15 protein-coding genes and 4 tRNA genes are annotated in these 14,222 nt (G+C 66.4%); 13 read left to right on the forward strand and 6 right to left on the reverse strand.

Annotated elements, in window-relative coordinates; all coding sequences use genetic code 11:
• Positions 1–195: 195 nt before the first annotated feature.
• From NI2_RS01625 to NI2_RS01635, 3 genes are all read right to left on the reverse strand, one after another.
• Entirely contained in the window at positions 196–909 is a 714-nt protein-coding gene (locus NI2_RS01625) for a demethylmenaquinone methyltransferase (protein ID WP_067485031.1), read from the reverse strand.
• Between the two features lie 27 nt (positions 910–936).
• Positions 937–2,079 (reverse strand): glycosyltransferase family 4 protein, encoded by a 1,143-nt coding sequence (locus NI2_RS01630; protein WP_067485035.1) that lies wholly within the window; start codon positions 2,077–2,079, stop codon positions 937–939.
• Positions 2,080–2,152: 73 nt separating this feature from the next.
• The gene (locus NI2_RS01635; RefSeq protein ID WP_067485868.1) at positions 2,153–2,587 is read right to left on the reverse strand and encodes a DUF3592 domain-containing protein; all 435 of its coding nucleotides are present in this window, start codon (positions 2,585–2,587) and stop codon (positions 2,153–2,155) included.
• A 40-nt stretch (positions 2,588–2,627) separates the two neighbouring features.
• Here NI2_RS01635 and NI2_RS01640 point away from each other — a divergent pair, with 40 nt between their 5' ends.
• A complete protein-coding gene (locus NI2_RS01640) occupies positions 2,628–3,128 on the forward strand; it encodes a DUF2505 domain-containing protein (RefSeq protein WP_067485038.1) in 501 nt (166 codons plus the stop codon).
• Here the strand turns inward: NI2_RS01640 and NI2_RS01645 are convergent.
• The gene (locus tag NI2_RS01645) at positions 3,121–4,386 is read right to left on the reverse strand and encodes a geranylgeranyl reductase family protein (RefSeq protein WP_067485040.1); all 1,266 of its coding nucleotides are present in this window, start codon (positions 4,384–4,386) and stop codon (positions 3,121–3,123) included. The two genes, NI2_RS01640 and NI2_RS01645, sit on opposite strands and share 8 nt — an antisense overlap.
• A gap of 144 nt (positions 4,387–4,530) precedes the next feature.
• Between NI2_RS01645 and NI2_RS01650 the strand changes: the two genes are divergently transcribed.
• Positions 4,531–5,553: a polyprenyl synthetase family protein gene (locus tag NI2_RS01650; protein WP_067485043.1), complete on the forward strand. Its 1,023-nt coding sequence runs from the start codon at positions 4,531–4,533 to the stop codon at positions 5,551–5,553.
• A 196-nt stretch (positions 5,554–5,749) separates the two neighbouring features.
• Entirely contained in the window at positions 5,750–6,604 is an 855-nt protein-coding gene (gene htpX, locus NI2_RS01655) for a zinc metalloprotease HtpX (RefSeq protein WP_067485047.1), read from the forward strand.
• A gap of 9 nt (positions 6,605–6,613) precedes the next feature.
• Here htpX and NI2_RS01660 read toward each other — a convergent pair whose 3' ends face one another.
• Positions 6,614–7,105: a YajQ family cyclic di-GMP-binding protein gene (locus NI2_RS01660; RefSeq protein ID WP_067485050.1), complete on the reverse strand. Its 492-nt coding sequence runs from the start codon at positions 7,103–7,105 to the stop codon at positions 6,614–6,616.
• A gap of 177 nt (positions 7,106–7,282) precedes the next feature.
• Here NI2_RS01660 and NI2_RS01665 point away from each other — a divergent pair.
• From NI2_RS01665 to rplA, 10 genes are all read left to right on the forward strand, one after another.
• A tRNA-Tyr gene (locus tag NI2_RS01665) sits at positions 7,283–7,365 on the forward strand.
• A gap of 304 nt (positions 7,366–7,669) precedes the next feature.
• Positions 7,670–7,742 (forward strand) — tRNA-Thr (locus NI2_RS01670).
• 59 nt (positions 7,743–7,801) lie between these two features.
• A tRNA-Met gene (locus tag NI2_RS01675) sits at positions 7,802–7,877 on the forward strand.
• A gap of 36 nt (positions 7,878–7,913) precedes the next feature.
• Positions 7,914–8,084 carry a 50S ribosomal protein L33 gene (gene rpmG / locus NI2_RS01680; RefSeq protein ID WP_019049401.1) on the forward strand — a complete coding sequence of 57 codons (171 nt, stop codon included), beginning with the start codon at positions 7,914–7,916 and terminating at the stop codon, positions 8,082–8,084.
• 113 nt (positions 8,085–8,197) lie between these two features.
• On the forward strand, positions 8,198–9,271 hold the full coding sequence (locus tag NI2_RS01685; RefSeq protein WP_166655732.1) for a fused (3R)-hydroxyacyl-ACP dehydratase subunits HadA/HadB: 1,074 nt from the start codon (positions 8,198–8,200) through the stop codon (positions 9,269–9,271).
• A gap of 218 nt (positions 9,272–9,489) precedes the next feature.
• A tRNA-Trp gene (locus NI2_RS01690) sits at positions 9,490–9,562 on the forward strand.
• Positions 9,563–9,593: 31 nt separating this feature from the next.
• A complete protein-coding gene (gene secE, locus NI2_RS01695; RefSeq protein WP_067485056.1) occupies positions 9,594–9,974 on the forward strand; it encodes a preprotein translocase subunit SecE in 381 nt (126 codons plus the stop codon).
• A gap of 112 nt (positions 9,975–10,086) precedes the next feature.
• Positions 10,087–10,893 (forward strand): transcription termination/antitermination protein NusG, encoded by an 807-nt coding sequence (nusG, locus tag NI2_RS01700; RefSeq protein ID WP_067485059.1) that lies wholly within the window; start codon positions 10,087–10,089, stop codon positions 10,891–10,893.
• A gap of 238 nt (positions 10,894–11,131) precedes the next feature.
• Complete coding sequence (rplK, locus tag NI2_RS01705) at positions 11,132–11,566, forward strand: 50S ribosomal protein L11 (protein WP_067485062.1); 435 nt, start codon at positions 11,132–11,134, stop codon at positions 11,564–11,566.
• Between the two features lie 75 nt (positions 11,567–11,641).
• Positions 11,642–12,355 (forward strand): 50S ribosomal protein L1, encoded by a 714-nt coding sequence (gene rplA / locus NI2_RS01710; protein WP_067485065.1) that lies wholly within the window; start codon positions 11,642–11,644, stop codon positions 12,353–12,355.
• 69 nt (positions 12,356–12,424) lie between these two features.
• Here the strand turns inward: rplA and NI2_RS01715 are convergent, their stop codons facing one another.
• Complete coding sequence (locus NI2_RS01715; protein WP_067485067.1) at positions 12,425–14,035, reverse strand: MFS transporter; 1,611 nt, start codon at positions 14,033–14,035, stop codon at positions 12,425–12,427.
• Between the last annotated feature and the right edge of the window lie 187 nt (positions 14,036–14,222).

Genomic DNA, 14,222 nt, shown 5'->3' on the forward strand with positions numbered 1-14,222 from the left:
CCGATCATCCGCACCGGGCGTTGCGCTCGATTTAACGAACGTTATGTCCAGGTGACAATCGACCTCACCGGTCGAAATCTCGTCTGTGAGGTTGCCACCGAAATATAGTCCCTGATCAGGGGATCTTTCGAGGTTTGCCGCAGATCCGAGCGGGGGCTCGACGTGACCGGACTCACCCGGTGAAATCGGCCCAGGTCAGCCCATTTTGTAGCCGCGATGCAGCGCGACGACACCGCCGGTGAGGTCACGCCACTGCACCGAGTCCCAGCCCGCGTCGGCGATGCGCCTGGCCAGCCTGCGCTGGTTCGGCCACGCCCGGATCGACTCGGCCAGGTACACGTAGGCATCCGGGTTGGAGCTCACCGCGCGCGCCACCCGCGGCAGCGCCTTCATCAGGTACTCCATGTAGACGGTGCGGAACGGCCCGAACACCGGGGTCGAGAATTCGCACACCACGAGCCGGCCGCCCGGCTTGGTGACGCGCAGCATCTCGCGCATCGCCAGGTCGATATCGGCCACATTGCGCAAACCGAAGGAGATGGTCACCGCATCGAACGAGTCGTCGGCGAACGGCAACGCCATCGCGTCGCCCGCCACCATCGGTACCTGCCGGAACCGGCCCGCGGCGAGCATGCCCTGGGAGAAGTCGGCGGCCACACACCAGGCGCCGGACTTGCCGAGTTCCACGGTGGACACACCGGTGCCCGCGGCCAGGTCGAGCACCCGCTCACCGGGGCGAAGGGCGAGCGCGCGTCGTGTCGCCCACCGCCAGTACCGGTCCTGACCACCGGAGATGACCGTGTTGGTGAGGTCGTAGCGTTTCGCCACACCGTCGAACATCGACGCGACCTCGTGGGGTTGCTTGTCCAGCGAAGCCCGAATCGGTTCCCGCTGCTCTGTTGTCGCCACGATTCGAGCTTATCCGCCCGCTCGGGGCTAGGCCGAGCGCGGCAACCGCTGCCGCATCCCGGTGACGTCGGCGTAGTGGCCCATCAGTTCGGTGCAGATGGCGGGCCAGGTGCGGTGCAGCACCGACTTGCGAGCCGCGGCCGCGAACCGGGCACGCTGATCGGCATCGCGCAGCGCCGACACCGCGCTCGGCAGCAGTTCGGCGAACCGGTCCACCGGCAGGAGATAACCGTTGCGGCAGTGCGCGATCAGGTCACGTGGCCCACCGGCGTCGGGCCCGATCACCGGCACCCCCGACGACAACGCTTCCTGCACGCCCTGGCAGAACGTCTCGTGCTCGCCCGGATGCACCATGACATCGAGGCTGGCGTAATGGGTGGCCAGTTCGGACCCGCCCAGTTCGCCGGTGAACACCGCGCGGGGCATCAGCCTGCTCAGCCGCGCCCGCTCCGGCCCGTCACCGACCACGACGAGCTGAACGGACGGGTCATCGGCGAGCGCGGCCAACCGGTCCACATGCTTCTCCGGCGCGAGCCTGCCGACGAACCCGACCACCAACCGTTCGCTCGATCCCAGCCAGCTCGCCCGCAGTTCGGCACTGCGCGCGGCCGGGTTGAACCGGTCGACATCCACGCCGCGCCCCCACCGGTGCACCCGGGGAATTCCGTGTTCGGCCAGGTCGGCCGCGGCGGCCGACGACGGGGCGAGCGTGCGCGTGGCTCCCTCGTGGATCCGGCGCGTCCACGCCCAAGCCGCCCGTGCCGCCAGTCCGAGCCCGTAGCTCTTGGCGAAACCGGCCACATCGGTCTGGTACACCGCGATCGAGGGCAGGTCGAGGCGGGTGGCGGCGGCGAGCCCGCCCGCGCCCAGCAGAAATGGCGAGGCCAAATGCACCACGTCCGGGTCGAACTCGGCGATCGCGGCGGTGATCCCGGGTTGTGGCAGGCCGACGGGCAGCGAACTCACCTTCGGCACCATCATCGCGGGCACCCGATGCACCGGGAACCGGCCGTGCAGGCGCGGGGCGGGCGGTGCGCCGCGCAGCGTATCGGGCGCCACGATCATGGCATCGTGCCCGTGCTGCTCCAGGTGATCGAGCACCCGGAGCACGGAATTGACGACGCCGTTCATGTTCGGCAGGAAAGACTCCGAGACGATGGCTACGCGCACACTCCAAGAGTGACCGCCACACCGCGCGCCACGCCCACACCGACGTGAAGCCGGGGCGAACAGCAGGGGAAAGTTACCGCTGTCTGCGCCGCACCAGCCACAGGGCGGGCAGCGCGAGCGCCCACACCACCACGATCACCGACGCGGCGGGCACGATCGCCACCCGCGCGTCGCGTCCGGCCACCCGGACCAGGTCGGGGTCGCGGGTGCTGTACTCCACGTTGATGCGCTGACCGGCGGTGAGATTGGTGGGGTAGAGGATCCCGACCTTCGGATTGTGGGTGACGCTGTCGGGCGTCACATACATCACCGCCGAGCGCAGCCGCCCCGCCGAGAGCACCTCACCGGAGGTCACCCCACGGTTGTGCTCGATCTCGTAGTCGTTGCGCCACGCCGCGAGCACCAGCAGCACCATGAGCACGCTGATCACCGTCGCGGTACCGAGGATTCCGGTACGAACCCGCCGCAGGCGATCGGAGTACCTATCCGACTGGCTGGTTTCCGACACCACGCCACCCTAACGGTGGGCTGCACTAGCGTGTGCCACCATGTCCCGAAAATTCAGCTTCACCGTGCCCTATGCCGTCCCGGTCGAAGATCTTCACCGGGCACTCGTCGACGACGCGATCTGGCAGGAGCGGTTCGCCGCCGCCGAGACCGCGACGCTGGAACTCTCCCATCCCGACGGACCGGATTCGATCCGCATCGAGATGACCGAAACACCCGGCCGGGACAAGGTTCCCGCGCTGGTCCGCAAGGTTCTCAAGAGCGATCTCGTGCTCGCCCGCACCGATGTCTGGCAGCCACTGGGCGGCGAGGTCGCCAAGGGCAGCTTCACCGGGCGCACCGGCGGCATCACCACCGAGATGTCGGGCACCTACGAGCTGCGTCCCACCGCCGAGGGCAGCGAGATCGAGGTCGTCGGCACCGTCACCGTGAAGGTGCCCCTGGTGGGCGGCGCCATCGAGCCGCTGGCCGAACAACTGCACCAGCGCGTCCTCAACAGCGAACGCAAGTTCATCGAGGGCTGGTTCGCGAAGCTCAGCTGAACGGCGCCAGTTCGTCGGCGCGTAGGGAAGCGCGACCGGCCGTTCGCCACAGGCGGGCGGTCAGGTCGTCGTCCTCGTCGGTCACCAGGTTGCCCATCACGCGAACGGCGGTGCGCTGCAAGTACTTCGAGCGCATCACCGGCGGGCCGCCGAGGGGGACCATCTTCGGGTGCGTGGCCAGCCCGGCCAGCCTGCGCGCCACGGAGAACGTGCGCCCGTAGCGCTCGCGCAGCAGTTGCGGCCACACCCGCGTCAGGTCCGGTTCGTCGAGCAGGTCGGCGAGCAGATGACCGCCTTCGAGCCCGTAGTCGATGCCTTCGCCGTTGAGCGGATTCACGCAGCCCGCGGCGTCACCGACCAGCACCCAGTTACGTCCGGCCACGTTCGACACCGCCCCGCCCATCGGCAGCAGCGCCGAGGCCACCGCGCGCAGTTCGCCCTCGAACTCCCATTCCTCGCGACGCAGCCGGGTGTAGTGCTCGAGCAGCGGTTTCAGCGCGATATGCGACGGCCGTGCCTCGGTGGCCAGCGAACCGACACCGATGTTCACCTCACCGTTGCCGAGCGGGAAGATCCAGCCGTAGCCGGGGACCAGCTGGTCGTCGGCATTGCGCAATTCCAGGTGCGAGGAGATCCACTGGTCGTCGCTGCGGCCGGAGGTGATGTAGGCGCGGGCGGCGGTGCCGTAGGCGTAGCGGCGATGCCAGGTGCGGCCGAGCTGTTTGCCGACGGGGGAGCGAACCCCATCGGCGACGACGAGCACCCGGCAGTTCACGGTGTGCGTGGTGTCGCCGATACGCACGGTCACCCCGGTGACCCGGTCTCCGTCGCGCAGCACCTCGGTGACCTTCGCGCCGTCGACCATCCGGGCACCGGACTTGATCGCCGTCTCCCGCAACGTGTTGTCGAGTTCGGTTCGCGCAACGGCACTTCCGTAGGTGGGGAACGACCCGCCCGGCCAGGGCAGCAGTGCCTCACGCCCGAACCCGGCCATCCGCAAACCATGGTTCACCGTGTGCGCACGCAACCACTCGCCGAGCCCGAGATGTTCCAATTCGGCGGTGGCGCGCGGGGTGAGACCGTCACCGCAGGTCTTGTCGCGCGGGAAGACGGCCGAATCGAGCAGCAGCACATCGCGTCCGGCGCGGGCCGCCCACGCCGCCGAGGCGGAACCCGCAGGTCCGGCCCCCACCACGAGCACCTCTACGGTGTCGGGCAGCGTCGCGTGGTCGGCGGGGACGACATCCGGTGAACCCATGGCTCAATACTGGCACCTCGCGCGGTTGTGCGAGAGTGTCGGGTACACCGGGAAATCTCACGTGTGACGGGGTTCATCGGCTGTAGCGCAGGAACACGCTAGGTTGCTACCCGTCGGGGTCGGACGCATCGCTGGGAGAAACTAATGAGCACATCGGCTGTGAGCGACGAGAGCACCGTGGTTGCCGGGGTCGATCTCGTCGATCCGGAACTCGCCGCCACCGTGCGCGACGGGTTGGCCGCAGTCGAGAAACTGCTCGTCGACGAACTCTCCGACGGCGAGGAATTCCTGCAGGAGGCCGCGTTACATCTGGCCAGGGCGGGCGGTAAGCGGTTCCGGCCGCTGTTCACGCTGCTCACCGGCCAGCTCGGCCCGAATCCCACCGATCCCGCGCTGGTCACCGCGGGCACGGTCGTCGAACTCGTGCACCTGGCCACCCTCTACCACGACGACGTGATGGACGAGGCCACCCAGCGCCGCGGCGCCGAGAGCGTGAATTCGCGCTGGGGCAACAACATCGCCATCCTCGCGGGCGACTACCTCTTCGCTCATGCCTCCCGCCTCACCTCGACCCTCGGCCCCGACGCGGTGCGCATCATCGCCGAGACGTTCGCCGAGCTGGTCACGGGTCAGATGCGGGAAACCATGGGTGCCAAGCAGACCCAGGACCCCGTCGAGCACTACCTGAAGGTGGTGTGGGAGAAGACCGGTTCGCTCATCGCCGCCGCGGGCCGCTTCGGTGGCACCTTCTCCGGCGCCGACAGCGACCACGTCGAACGCCTGGCCCGCCTCGGTGACGCGGTCGGTACCGCCTTCCAGATCTCCGACGACATCATCGACATCTCCTCGTCGTCGGAACAGTCCGGCAAGACGCCCGGCACCGACCTGCGCGAAGGCGTGCACACCCTGCCCGTGCTCTACGCCCTGCGCGAGTCCGGCGCCGACGGCGACCGCCTGCGCACCCTGCTCGACCACCCGCTCGACACCGATGCCGAGGTCGACGAGGCCCTGGAACTGCTGCGCCGCTCGCCCGGCATGGCGATGGCCAAGGACAAGCTGCAGGAATACGCCGACCTGGCCGACGCCGAACTGGCCGCCCTGCCGGCAGGCCCCGCCAACGACGCCCTCACCCGCCTCGTCCGCTACACCATCGAACGAGTCGGCTGACCCGGAACTTCTCGCCCCCCGCACCCGTTCACTGAACGCGAGCAACCCGTCCGGATCCGAAAGCAACACCTGATCTCGTACGGACATGGGTAACTCGCCGGGAACGGGCTGACCAGACCCTCCACCTCTGTCTGGCCGCCAACGCGAGCCCGCCCGCACCGGAGTCTGGCCAAAAATCGCGGAGAGGCGGAACAGCATGTTGCGAACGATCGGGCTGATGGTCGCCATGTCGGCGCTGATCGTCGCCATCGGTGCCATGTTCCGCAGCCCGACCATCCTCGTCATCTCGATCGTGCTGGCCGTGGCGATGAACGCCTACGCCTATTTCAACAGCGACAAGCTGGCGTTGAAGGCCATGCACGCCCAACCGGTGAGCGAGCTGGAAGCCCCGGTCATGTACCGCATCGTGCGGGAGCTGGCGACCGCGGCCCGACAGCCGATGCCGCGCCTCTACATCAGCCCGACCAACGCACCCAACGCCTTCGCCACCGGGCGCAATCCCCGGCACGCGGCGGTGTGCTGCACCAGCGGCATCCTGCAATTACTCGACGAACGCGAGTTACGCGCGGTGCTCGGCCACGAACTGTCGCACGTCTACAACCGCGACATTCTCATCTCGTCGGTGGCAGGCGCGATGGCCTCGGTCATCACCGGCCTGGCCAACTTCGCGTTCCTGGCCAGTTCGTTCGGCAACCGCGACGGGCAGGGCCCCAATGTCATCGGCGTGTTGCTGGTCTCGCTGCTCGGCCCGATCGCGGCCGGGCTGATCAAGATGGCGGTATCACGTTCCCGCGAGTACCAGGCCGACCAATCCGGTGCCGAACTCACCGGCGACCCGCTCGCCCTCGCCTCGGCACTGCGCAAGATCGAACGGGGCGTCCAGGCGGCCCCCCTGCCGCCGGACCCGAAGATCACCAGCGAATCGCACCTGATGATCGCCAACCCGTTCCGCGCGGGCGACCGCATCGCCCGCTGGTACTCCACCCACCCCCCGACCGCCGATCGCATCAGGCGGCTCGAGGAAATGGCGGGCGGAACGCACCGGTACTGAGGTGAGGAACTAGCGGTAGTTCACGAACTGCAGCGCGATACCGAAGTCCTCGCCCTTGAGCAGCGAGATCACGGCCTGCAGATCGTCGCGCTTCTTGCTGCTCACCCGCAGCTCGTCGCCCTGGATCTGCGCCTTCACGCCCTTGGGGCCCTCGTCGCGGATCTTCTTGGAGATCTTCTTGGCCTTCTCGGTGTCGATGCCCTGCACCAGCGTGCCGGTGATCTTGAACACCTTGCCCGAGGCCTGCGGCTCACCGGCGTCGAACGCCTTGAGCGAGATGTCGCGCCGGATCAGCTTCTCCTTGAACACCTCGAGCGCCGCCTTCACCCGCTCCTCGGCATTGGCGGTGAGCACGATGGCCTCCTCGCCGGACCAGGCGATCGAGGCGTCGGTGCCCTTGAAGTCGTAGCGGGAGTTCAGCTCCTTCTCCGCCTGATGCAGCGCATTGTCGACCTCCTGCCGGTCGACCTTGCTCACCACGTCGAATGACGAATCAGCCACACTGCGCTCCTGTTCTTCGGAAGGTCCGTACAACTCCGCGGCAAGACTGCCTCACCGCCGAGACAGTTGTACCCGTAACGCGCCGTAGCGCGCGCCCGCAGGGGGTCTGTGCAGGCGGTTTGCATCCCCGGGGTGGGTTCGTTGTAAGCTGCTCAGCGCACCGGAAACGGCGCACAAGGCAGATTGCCCGAGCGGCCAATGGGAGCAGACTGTAAATCTGTCGGCGCAAGCCTACGTAGGTTCGAATCCTACATCTGCCACATCGAACCCCGTCGATCATCAAGATCGGCGGGGTTTTCTGTTCCGCCTCCCCGGGACTTTGGGCCAGACTCAGGCGCGTGACCCGGTTCTCGACGCGGCAAGCTTGATCGAGGCGCTGAGTCAGCCCCTACCCGGTGAGTTACCCATGTGCTTGCGCAATCAGTGGTCTGGTTGGCGGCAAAAAGCTGCTCCCACCTGGCGATTTGGTGCTCATCGGTTGCAGTGTGTAATCTCTTTCAGGACGCCGGAGCACGGGGTCGCTCTGATCGGTTCGCCGACCAAGACTCTGTGCCACGTAGTCATGCCCCCTTAGCTCAGTCGGCAGAGCGTTTCCATGGTAAGGAAAAGGTCAACGGTTCGATTCCGTTAGGGGGCTCGCCGGATTGCCGGTGGTGACCGACTTTCCCGCCGGCCCCACCGTAATAGGTCCGCCGTGGCGGTGTAGCTCAGTCGGTAGAGCAAACGACTCATAATCGTTGTGTCGCCGGTTCAAGTCCGGCCATCGCTACCAATAACGACTCAGCCCAGACCGGAAAGAAGGCATATCGTGGCCGCGAAGTCCACCGATGTCCGGCCAAAGATCACCTTGGCCTGCGAAGAGTGCAAGCACCGCAACTACATCACCAAGAAGAACCGGCGCAACGACCCGGACCGCCTCGAGCTGAAGAAGTTCTGCCCGAACTGCGGCACCCACCGGGCGCACCGCGAATCGCGCTGATTCGAAACAAAAACATCTGCCGAAGGCCGGACGAAAGTCCGGCCTTCGTGCGTTTTCCAGACCGGTCGCCAGGGGTGTGCGCGCACAAGTCGGTAATGTGCCACGCTGTGACAGTGAACACCGGAACTGACGAAGCGGTCTCGGCCGCAGCCGCCGAACCATTCGATCCCGCCGCCCACGCGGCCTCGATGGTCGGCCACCACTACCGGGTCGACGACTATTACGAGGTCGGTCGCGAAAAGGTGCGTGAATACGCCCGCGCCGTGCAGGACTACCACCCGGTGCACTGGGACGAGGACATCGCGCGCGAATACGGCCACTCCGGTCTGCTCGCCCCGCTCACCTTCATCTCCCTGGTCGGCATCCTGGCCCAGCGCCGGTTGTTCGAGGAGATCGTCACCGGATACGACCTCAGCCAGATCATGCAGACCGATCAGATCCTGGAATTCCACCGGCCGATCCGCGTCGGCGATCGGCTCACCTGTGACGTTTATCTGCATTCGTTCCGGCAGGCATTCGGCGGCGACATCATCGTGACCAAGAACATCGTCACCGACGCCGACGACGAATTGGTGCTCACCACCTACACCACTCTCATCGGACGCAGCGGCGGCGATATCGATCCGAATATGTCGGCGGCCGTCCGCAATGTGCTCATGCACGGCCTCGGCAACGACGAACCGGCACACCACGCGCCGAGCGACGCCTTCACCGCGATCATCCCGGACCCGGTGACCAAGAACCCGGAACCGCAGACCAGTACCCACGCGCTCGCCTTCGAAAGCATCGCGGTCGGCGACGAACTGCCCGCCCGGACGGTCCGGCTCACCCGCGGCGACCTGGTGAACTACGCCGGCGTCTCCGGTGACGCCAACCCCATTCACTGGAGTGACGAGATCGTCAAACTCGTCGGTCTCGACAACGTGGTGGCCCACGGCATGCTCACCATGGGTCTCGGCGGCGGCTTCGTCACCTCCTGGCTCGGCGACCCGGGTGCGGTGAAGGAATACAACGTGCGCTTCACCAGCCCCGTCTACGTGCGTGCCGATGCACCGGCCGAGGTGGATTTCACGGGTAAGGTGAAGTCGGTCGACCCGGAGACCCGAACGGCCGTCGTCGCCATCACGGCGAAATCGGCGGGCAAGAAGATCTTCGGCCGCGCCACGGCAACAGTTCAGCTGGCCTGACCTGGTCGAGCGTCCCGATTGGCACATTGCCCACGCGGTAACGTACACTCGGGACTCTGGGGTCACCGGCTGCTGCGCGCTGACTTCCCGGGAGCCTGCTCCCATGGAAGCGGCGCGCGTGTTGTGTGTGATGCCGACCCTGGAAAAGACGGCTCGCAAGAGTCGATAATCGAATATCGATTGTGGTTGGACGTATCGGCCAAGGCCGGTCCAACCGAAGGGGCGTAGCTCAATTGGCAGAGCAGCGGTCTCCAAAACCGCAGGTTGCAGGTTCAAGTCCTGTCGCCCCTGCCCTGAATGCCAGCGACGAGAGAGGATCGACGTGACGGACGAGCGGGATACTCGCGCCGAAGACGGCGACGATACCGCCGCTGCCACTCGGCCGAGCGGCAAGCGGACTGCTCGTCGTGCGCGCACGTCGGACTCTCCGGTGACCACCGGTTCGGTGGCCATGCTCGACCGGCCGTCGAACTCGCGCAAGGCGGACAAGACTGCCGGTAAGGCCAAGACGGGCAACCCGTTCAAGCGGCTGCTCAAGTTCCTGCGAGAGGTCATCGCGGAACTGCGCAAGGTGATCTGGCCCAACCGGAAGCAGATGGTCACCTATACGACCGTCGTTCTGGTGTTCGTGGTCTTCATGGTCGCGTTCATCGCCGGGATCGACGTAGCGTTCGTCAAGGGTGTCGACTGGCTGTTCGGCTGATCGCCGACACCCACGCCGGTAGCCGATCGCGGGCCGGAACGGCGGAGTGTGCCTCCGCGCACCCGACCCGGCCCAGAGGATGTACGTGACGACACAGGAAGCGAGTGCCTCAGTGAGCACCCCGGAGAACGACACCAACGACGAGTTCCCGGTTGACGACACTGTCGCGGCGGACAACGCCACCGACGAGGTCGAGGCCACCACCGAGCTCGCTGACGAGGCCGCCGACGCCGTCGTCGAGGACACCACGGTTCCCACCGAGGAAGACCCCGAAGCCGACCCCGTCGAGTCGATGAAGGCCAAGCTGCGCCGCGTCCCCGGCGACTGGTACGTCGTGCACTCCTACGCCGGTTACGAGAACAAGGTCAAGACCAACCTCGAGACCCGCGTGCAGAACCTCGGACTGGAGGACTACATCTTCCAGGTCGAGGTACCGACCGAAGAGGTCACCGAGATCAAGAACGGGCAGAAGAAGAACGTCAACCGCAAGGTGCTGCCCGGCTACATCCTGGTCCGGATGGAACTGAACAACGAGTCGTGGGGCGCGGTGCGCAACACTCCCGGCGTCACCGGCTTCGTCGGTATGACCGGCGGCGGCCCGGGCGCCAAGCCCACCCCGCTGACCATCAACGAGGTCGTGAAGTTCCTGGTTCCGGCCGGTGCGCAGGCCCAGAAGAAGGCGGCCGCGGCCGCTGCTTCGGGTGGCGCCGACACCGGTGCCGCCGCCGCGGGCAAGCCGACCATCGAGGTCGACTTCGAGGTCGGCGAGTCGGTCACCGTGATGGACGGCCCGTTCGCGACGCTGCCCGCCAGCATCAGCGAGGTCAACGCCGAGCAGCAGAAGCTCAAGGTGCTCGTGTCGATCTTCGGTCGCGAGACCCCGGTGGAGCTGAACTTCACCCAGGTTTCCAAGATCTAGCTCGAACCAGCTTCGCAACGGCACCGCCTCGGCGGTGCCGTTGTCGTTTCCCGACCCTCCCGGCTGCGGCGCCCGCGACGCGGTTCGGTAGAGTGTGACAGTTCGTGTGTAGACCCCCTCCAGGCGTTTTCCGTCCGGTGTGACGGTCGTGCGCGAATGCCGGGCTTGGACCCGGCGTGGGAGCGATCCCGCAACAGGCTTACGGCAACCGTAAGGAACCGAAACCCAAGGAAGAAAGATGCCCCCCAAGAAGAAGAAGCTCGCCGGGATCATCAAGCTGCAGATCCAGGCCGGCGCCGCGAACCCGGCCCCTCCGGTCGGCCCCGCGCTCGGTCAGCACGGCGTCAACATCATGGAGTTCTGCAAGGCGTACAACGCCGCGACCGAGTCGCAGCGTGGCAACGTCATCCCGGTCGAGATCTCGGTGTACGAGGACCGGTCGTTCGACTTCAAGCTGAAGACCCCGCCCGCCGCCAAGCTGCTGCTCAAGGCCGCCGGTGTGCAGAAGGGCTCGGCCGAGCCGCACAAGACCAAGGTCGCCAAGGTCACTATGGACCAGGTCCGGGAGATCGCCAAGACCAAGCAGGAAGACCTGAACGCCAACGACATCGAGCAGGCCGCGAAGATCATCGCCGGCACCGCTCGTTCGATGGGTATCACCGTCGAAGGCTGAGCGACTCGCTCACGTGGGAGGGCCGGCCAGGCCCGTAACACCACATCTGAACTCGAACATTAAGGACAGAGAAACATGGCAAAGCGAAGCAAGGCGTATCTCGCCGCTGCTGAGAAGGTCGATCGCGACAAGCTGTACTCCCCGCTGGCCGCCGCGCGCCTGGCGAAGGAGACCGCGACCACCAAGACCGACGCGACCGTCGAGGTCGCCGTCCGTCTGGGCGTCGATCCCCGCAAGGCCGACCAGATGGTCCGTGGCACCGTCAACCTGCCGCACGGCACCGGTAAGACCGCCCGCGTCATCGTGTTCGCCGCCGGCGAGAAGGCCGCCGAGGCCGAGGCCGCCGGTGCCGACGCCGTTGGCGCCGAGGACCTGATCGAGCGGATCCAGGGCGGCTGGCTCGACTTCGACGCCGCGATCGCCACCCCGGATCAGATGGCCAAGGTCGGCCGCATCGCGCGTGTCCTCGGCCCGCGTGGTCTGATGCCGAACCCGAAGACGGGCACCGTCACCAACGATGTGACCAAGGCGGTCAACGACATCAAGGGCGGCAAGATCAACTTCCGCGTCGACAAGCAGGCCAACCTGCACTTCGTCATCGGCAAGGCGTCGTTCGACGACTCGAAGCTGGTGGAGAACTACGGTGCCGCGCTGGACGAGATCCTGCGTGTGAAGCCGTCGACCGCCAAGGGGCGCTACGTCAAGAAGATCACGGTTTCGACCAACACCGGCCCGGGCATCCCGGTGGACCCGAACCGCACCCGCAACCTCCTCGACGAGGACGCGTGAGCTTCTGACAGGTAGCTCCTGAACAACCGCGAGGGTGGGAACGCACTGCGTTCCCACCCTCGCGGCGTTTCAGCGCTCGGTGTCGTCGGTGTCGCGCCAGGCGAGCAGTACGGACTCGCCGCTGTGTGGTTTCCAGGGCAGGAAGATCGCCACGATCACCGCGCAGACGAGGACCGCGCCGGTCGCGACGAGGGAGGCGGCGTGTGCGCCCTGCAGGGTTGCCGTCTTCATGGCGACGATGAGGTTCTCGCGCTGAGTTTCGAGGAACGGGGCGAGTTCGCGTTTGCGCAGCTCGAGGACGCTGAGGGGGCTGGCTTTGACCAGGCTCTTCTCGTTGTCGTTCATGATGCCGACCGGGATGGCGTCGATTCGGGCACCGATCCGGCTGGTGTAGTACGAGGCGACGATCGAGCCGAGGACCGCGACGCCGAGGGTGCCGCCGATCTCACGGGTGGTGTCGTTGACCGCCGAACCCGCGCCCGCCTCCTCCAGTGGGAGCGCCGACATGATCGATTCGGTGGCCGGTCCCTGCACGATGCCGAGGCCGAGTGCCATCGACACCATCGACGGCAGCACCCCGATCAGATAGCTGCTGTCCACGGTGACCTGTCCGCCCAGATAGAGGCCGAGGCCGGTGAGCAGCAGACCGATCACCAGGACCGCCGTGGTGCCGACTCGTTGCGCGAGCAGGGTCGCGACGGGGGCGCCGATCGCCACCGAGAACGCGAACGGCAGCGAGGCGATACCGAATTCGAGTGGCGTGTATTCGCGGACGCCCTGGAAGTACTGCGTGATCAGGAACAGGAACCCGAACATCGAGAAGTAACCGATGGCAATGGCCAAGGCGGGCAACGAGAATCGTCGATTGCGGAACAGGCGCATGTCGAGAATCGGTGCGGGCGTGCGCAATTCCCAGATCACGAAGGCGGCGAGCAGGAGCGCGCCGAGTGTGGCGGTGCAGAGGGTGGTGAGCGAAAGCCAGCCGTTGTGCGGTGCCTCGATGATCGCCCACACCACCAGCGTGATGCCGGCGATCGAGAGTCCGATCCCGGGTAGATCCAGCTTGCCGACCTGGTCGGCTCGCGATTCCGGCACCCAGATCAGCGTCGCGATCAATGCGGCCAGTGCCACCGGCACATTGATCCAGAACACCGAGTGCCAGCTGAAGTGCTCGAGCAGCCACCCGCCCGAGATCGGGCCGATGGCGATGGCGAAGCCCGCCATCGCGGTCCAGGCGGCGATGGCGAGCGCGCGTTCTCTTCGGTCGGTGAAGATGTTGATGATCAGGGCGAGGGTGGCGGGGAAGACGGCGGCGGCGAAGACGCCCATCGCCGCGCGGGCCGCGATGACCTGGGTCATCGACTCGGCGAAAGCGCCGCCGACCGACATGACGGCGATGCCGACCAGGCCGATCGTCATGATCCGCCTGCGGCCGTACCGGTCACCGAGATTGCCCGCGGCGAGCAGTAGTCCGGCGAAGGTGAGGGTGTAGGCATCGACGACCCACTGCAGGCCGGAGACGCCGGTGGCGAGCTGGACGCCGATGGAGGGGAGAGCGACGTTGACGATGGTGTTGTCGAGGACGACCAGCAGTTCGGCCAGACAGATCACGGCGAGTGCGAGGAATCGCCGGGAACGCCGGTCCAGCAACACTGGTGGAGCGACTACGGAGGTTGTCATAGGCCAGGAGTGAACCAGGTTACTGTCACCCTGCGTAACACCTTTCAGGTGCGATTGCTACCACAATGTAGGAACCGAAGTGGCCTGGATCACAAGATATTCGGGCGTTCCGGGCACTGCCGACCCGTTTTGGCAGATGAGGGTGGGTGCAGGTACAGTGGAATCCGGTCGTCGACCTGTTCGATGA

This window comes from Nocardia ignorata NBRC 108230 (assembly GCF_001612905.1).
Classification (GTDB): Bacteria; Actinomycetota; Actinomycetes; order Mycobacteriales; family Mycobacteriaceae; genus Nocardia; species Nocardia ignorata.

Excerpts from the sequence above, each read along its gene's own strand:
- rplK (WP_067485062.1), top strand. The coding sequence starts at position 11,132 with ATGCCCCCCAAGAAGAAGAAGCTCGCCGGGATCATCAAGCTGCAGATC.
- htpX (WP_067485047.1), top strand. The coding sequence starts at position 5,750 with ATGTTGCGAACGATCGGGCTGATGGTCGCCATGTCGGCGCTGATCGTC.
- NI2_RS01645 (WP_067485040.1), bottom strand. The coding sequence starts at position 4,386 with ATGGGTTCACCGGATGTCGTCCCCGCCGACCACGCGACGCTGCCCGAC.
- NI2_RS01650 (WP_067485043.1), top strand. The coding sequence starts at position 4,531 with ATGAGCACATCGGCTGTGAGCGACGAGAGCACCGTGGTTGCCGGGGTC.
- NI2_RS01640 (WP_067485038.1), top strand. The coding sequence starts at position 2,628 with ATGTCCCGAAAATTCAGCTTCACCGTGCCCTATGCCGTCCCGGTCGAA.
- rplA (WP_067485065.1), top strand. The coding sequence starts at position 11,642 with ATGGCAAAGCGAAGCAAGGCGTATCTCGCCGCTGCTGAGAAGGTCGAT.
- NI2_RS01715 (WP_067485067.1), bottom strand. The coding sequence starts at position 14,035 with ATGACAACCTCCGTAGTCGCTCCACCAGTGTTGCTGGACCGGCGTTCC.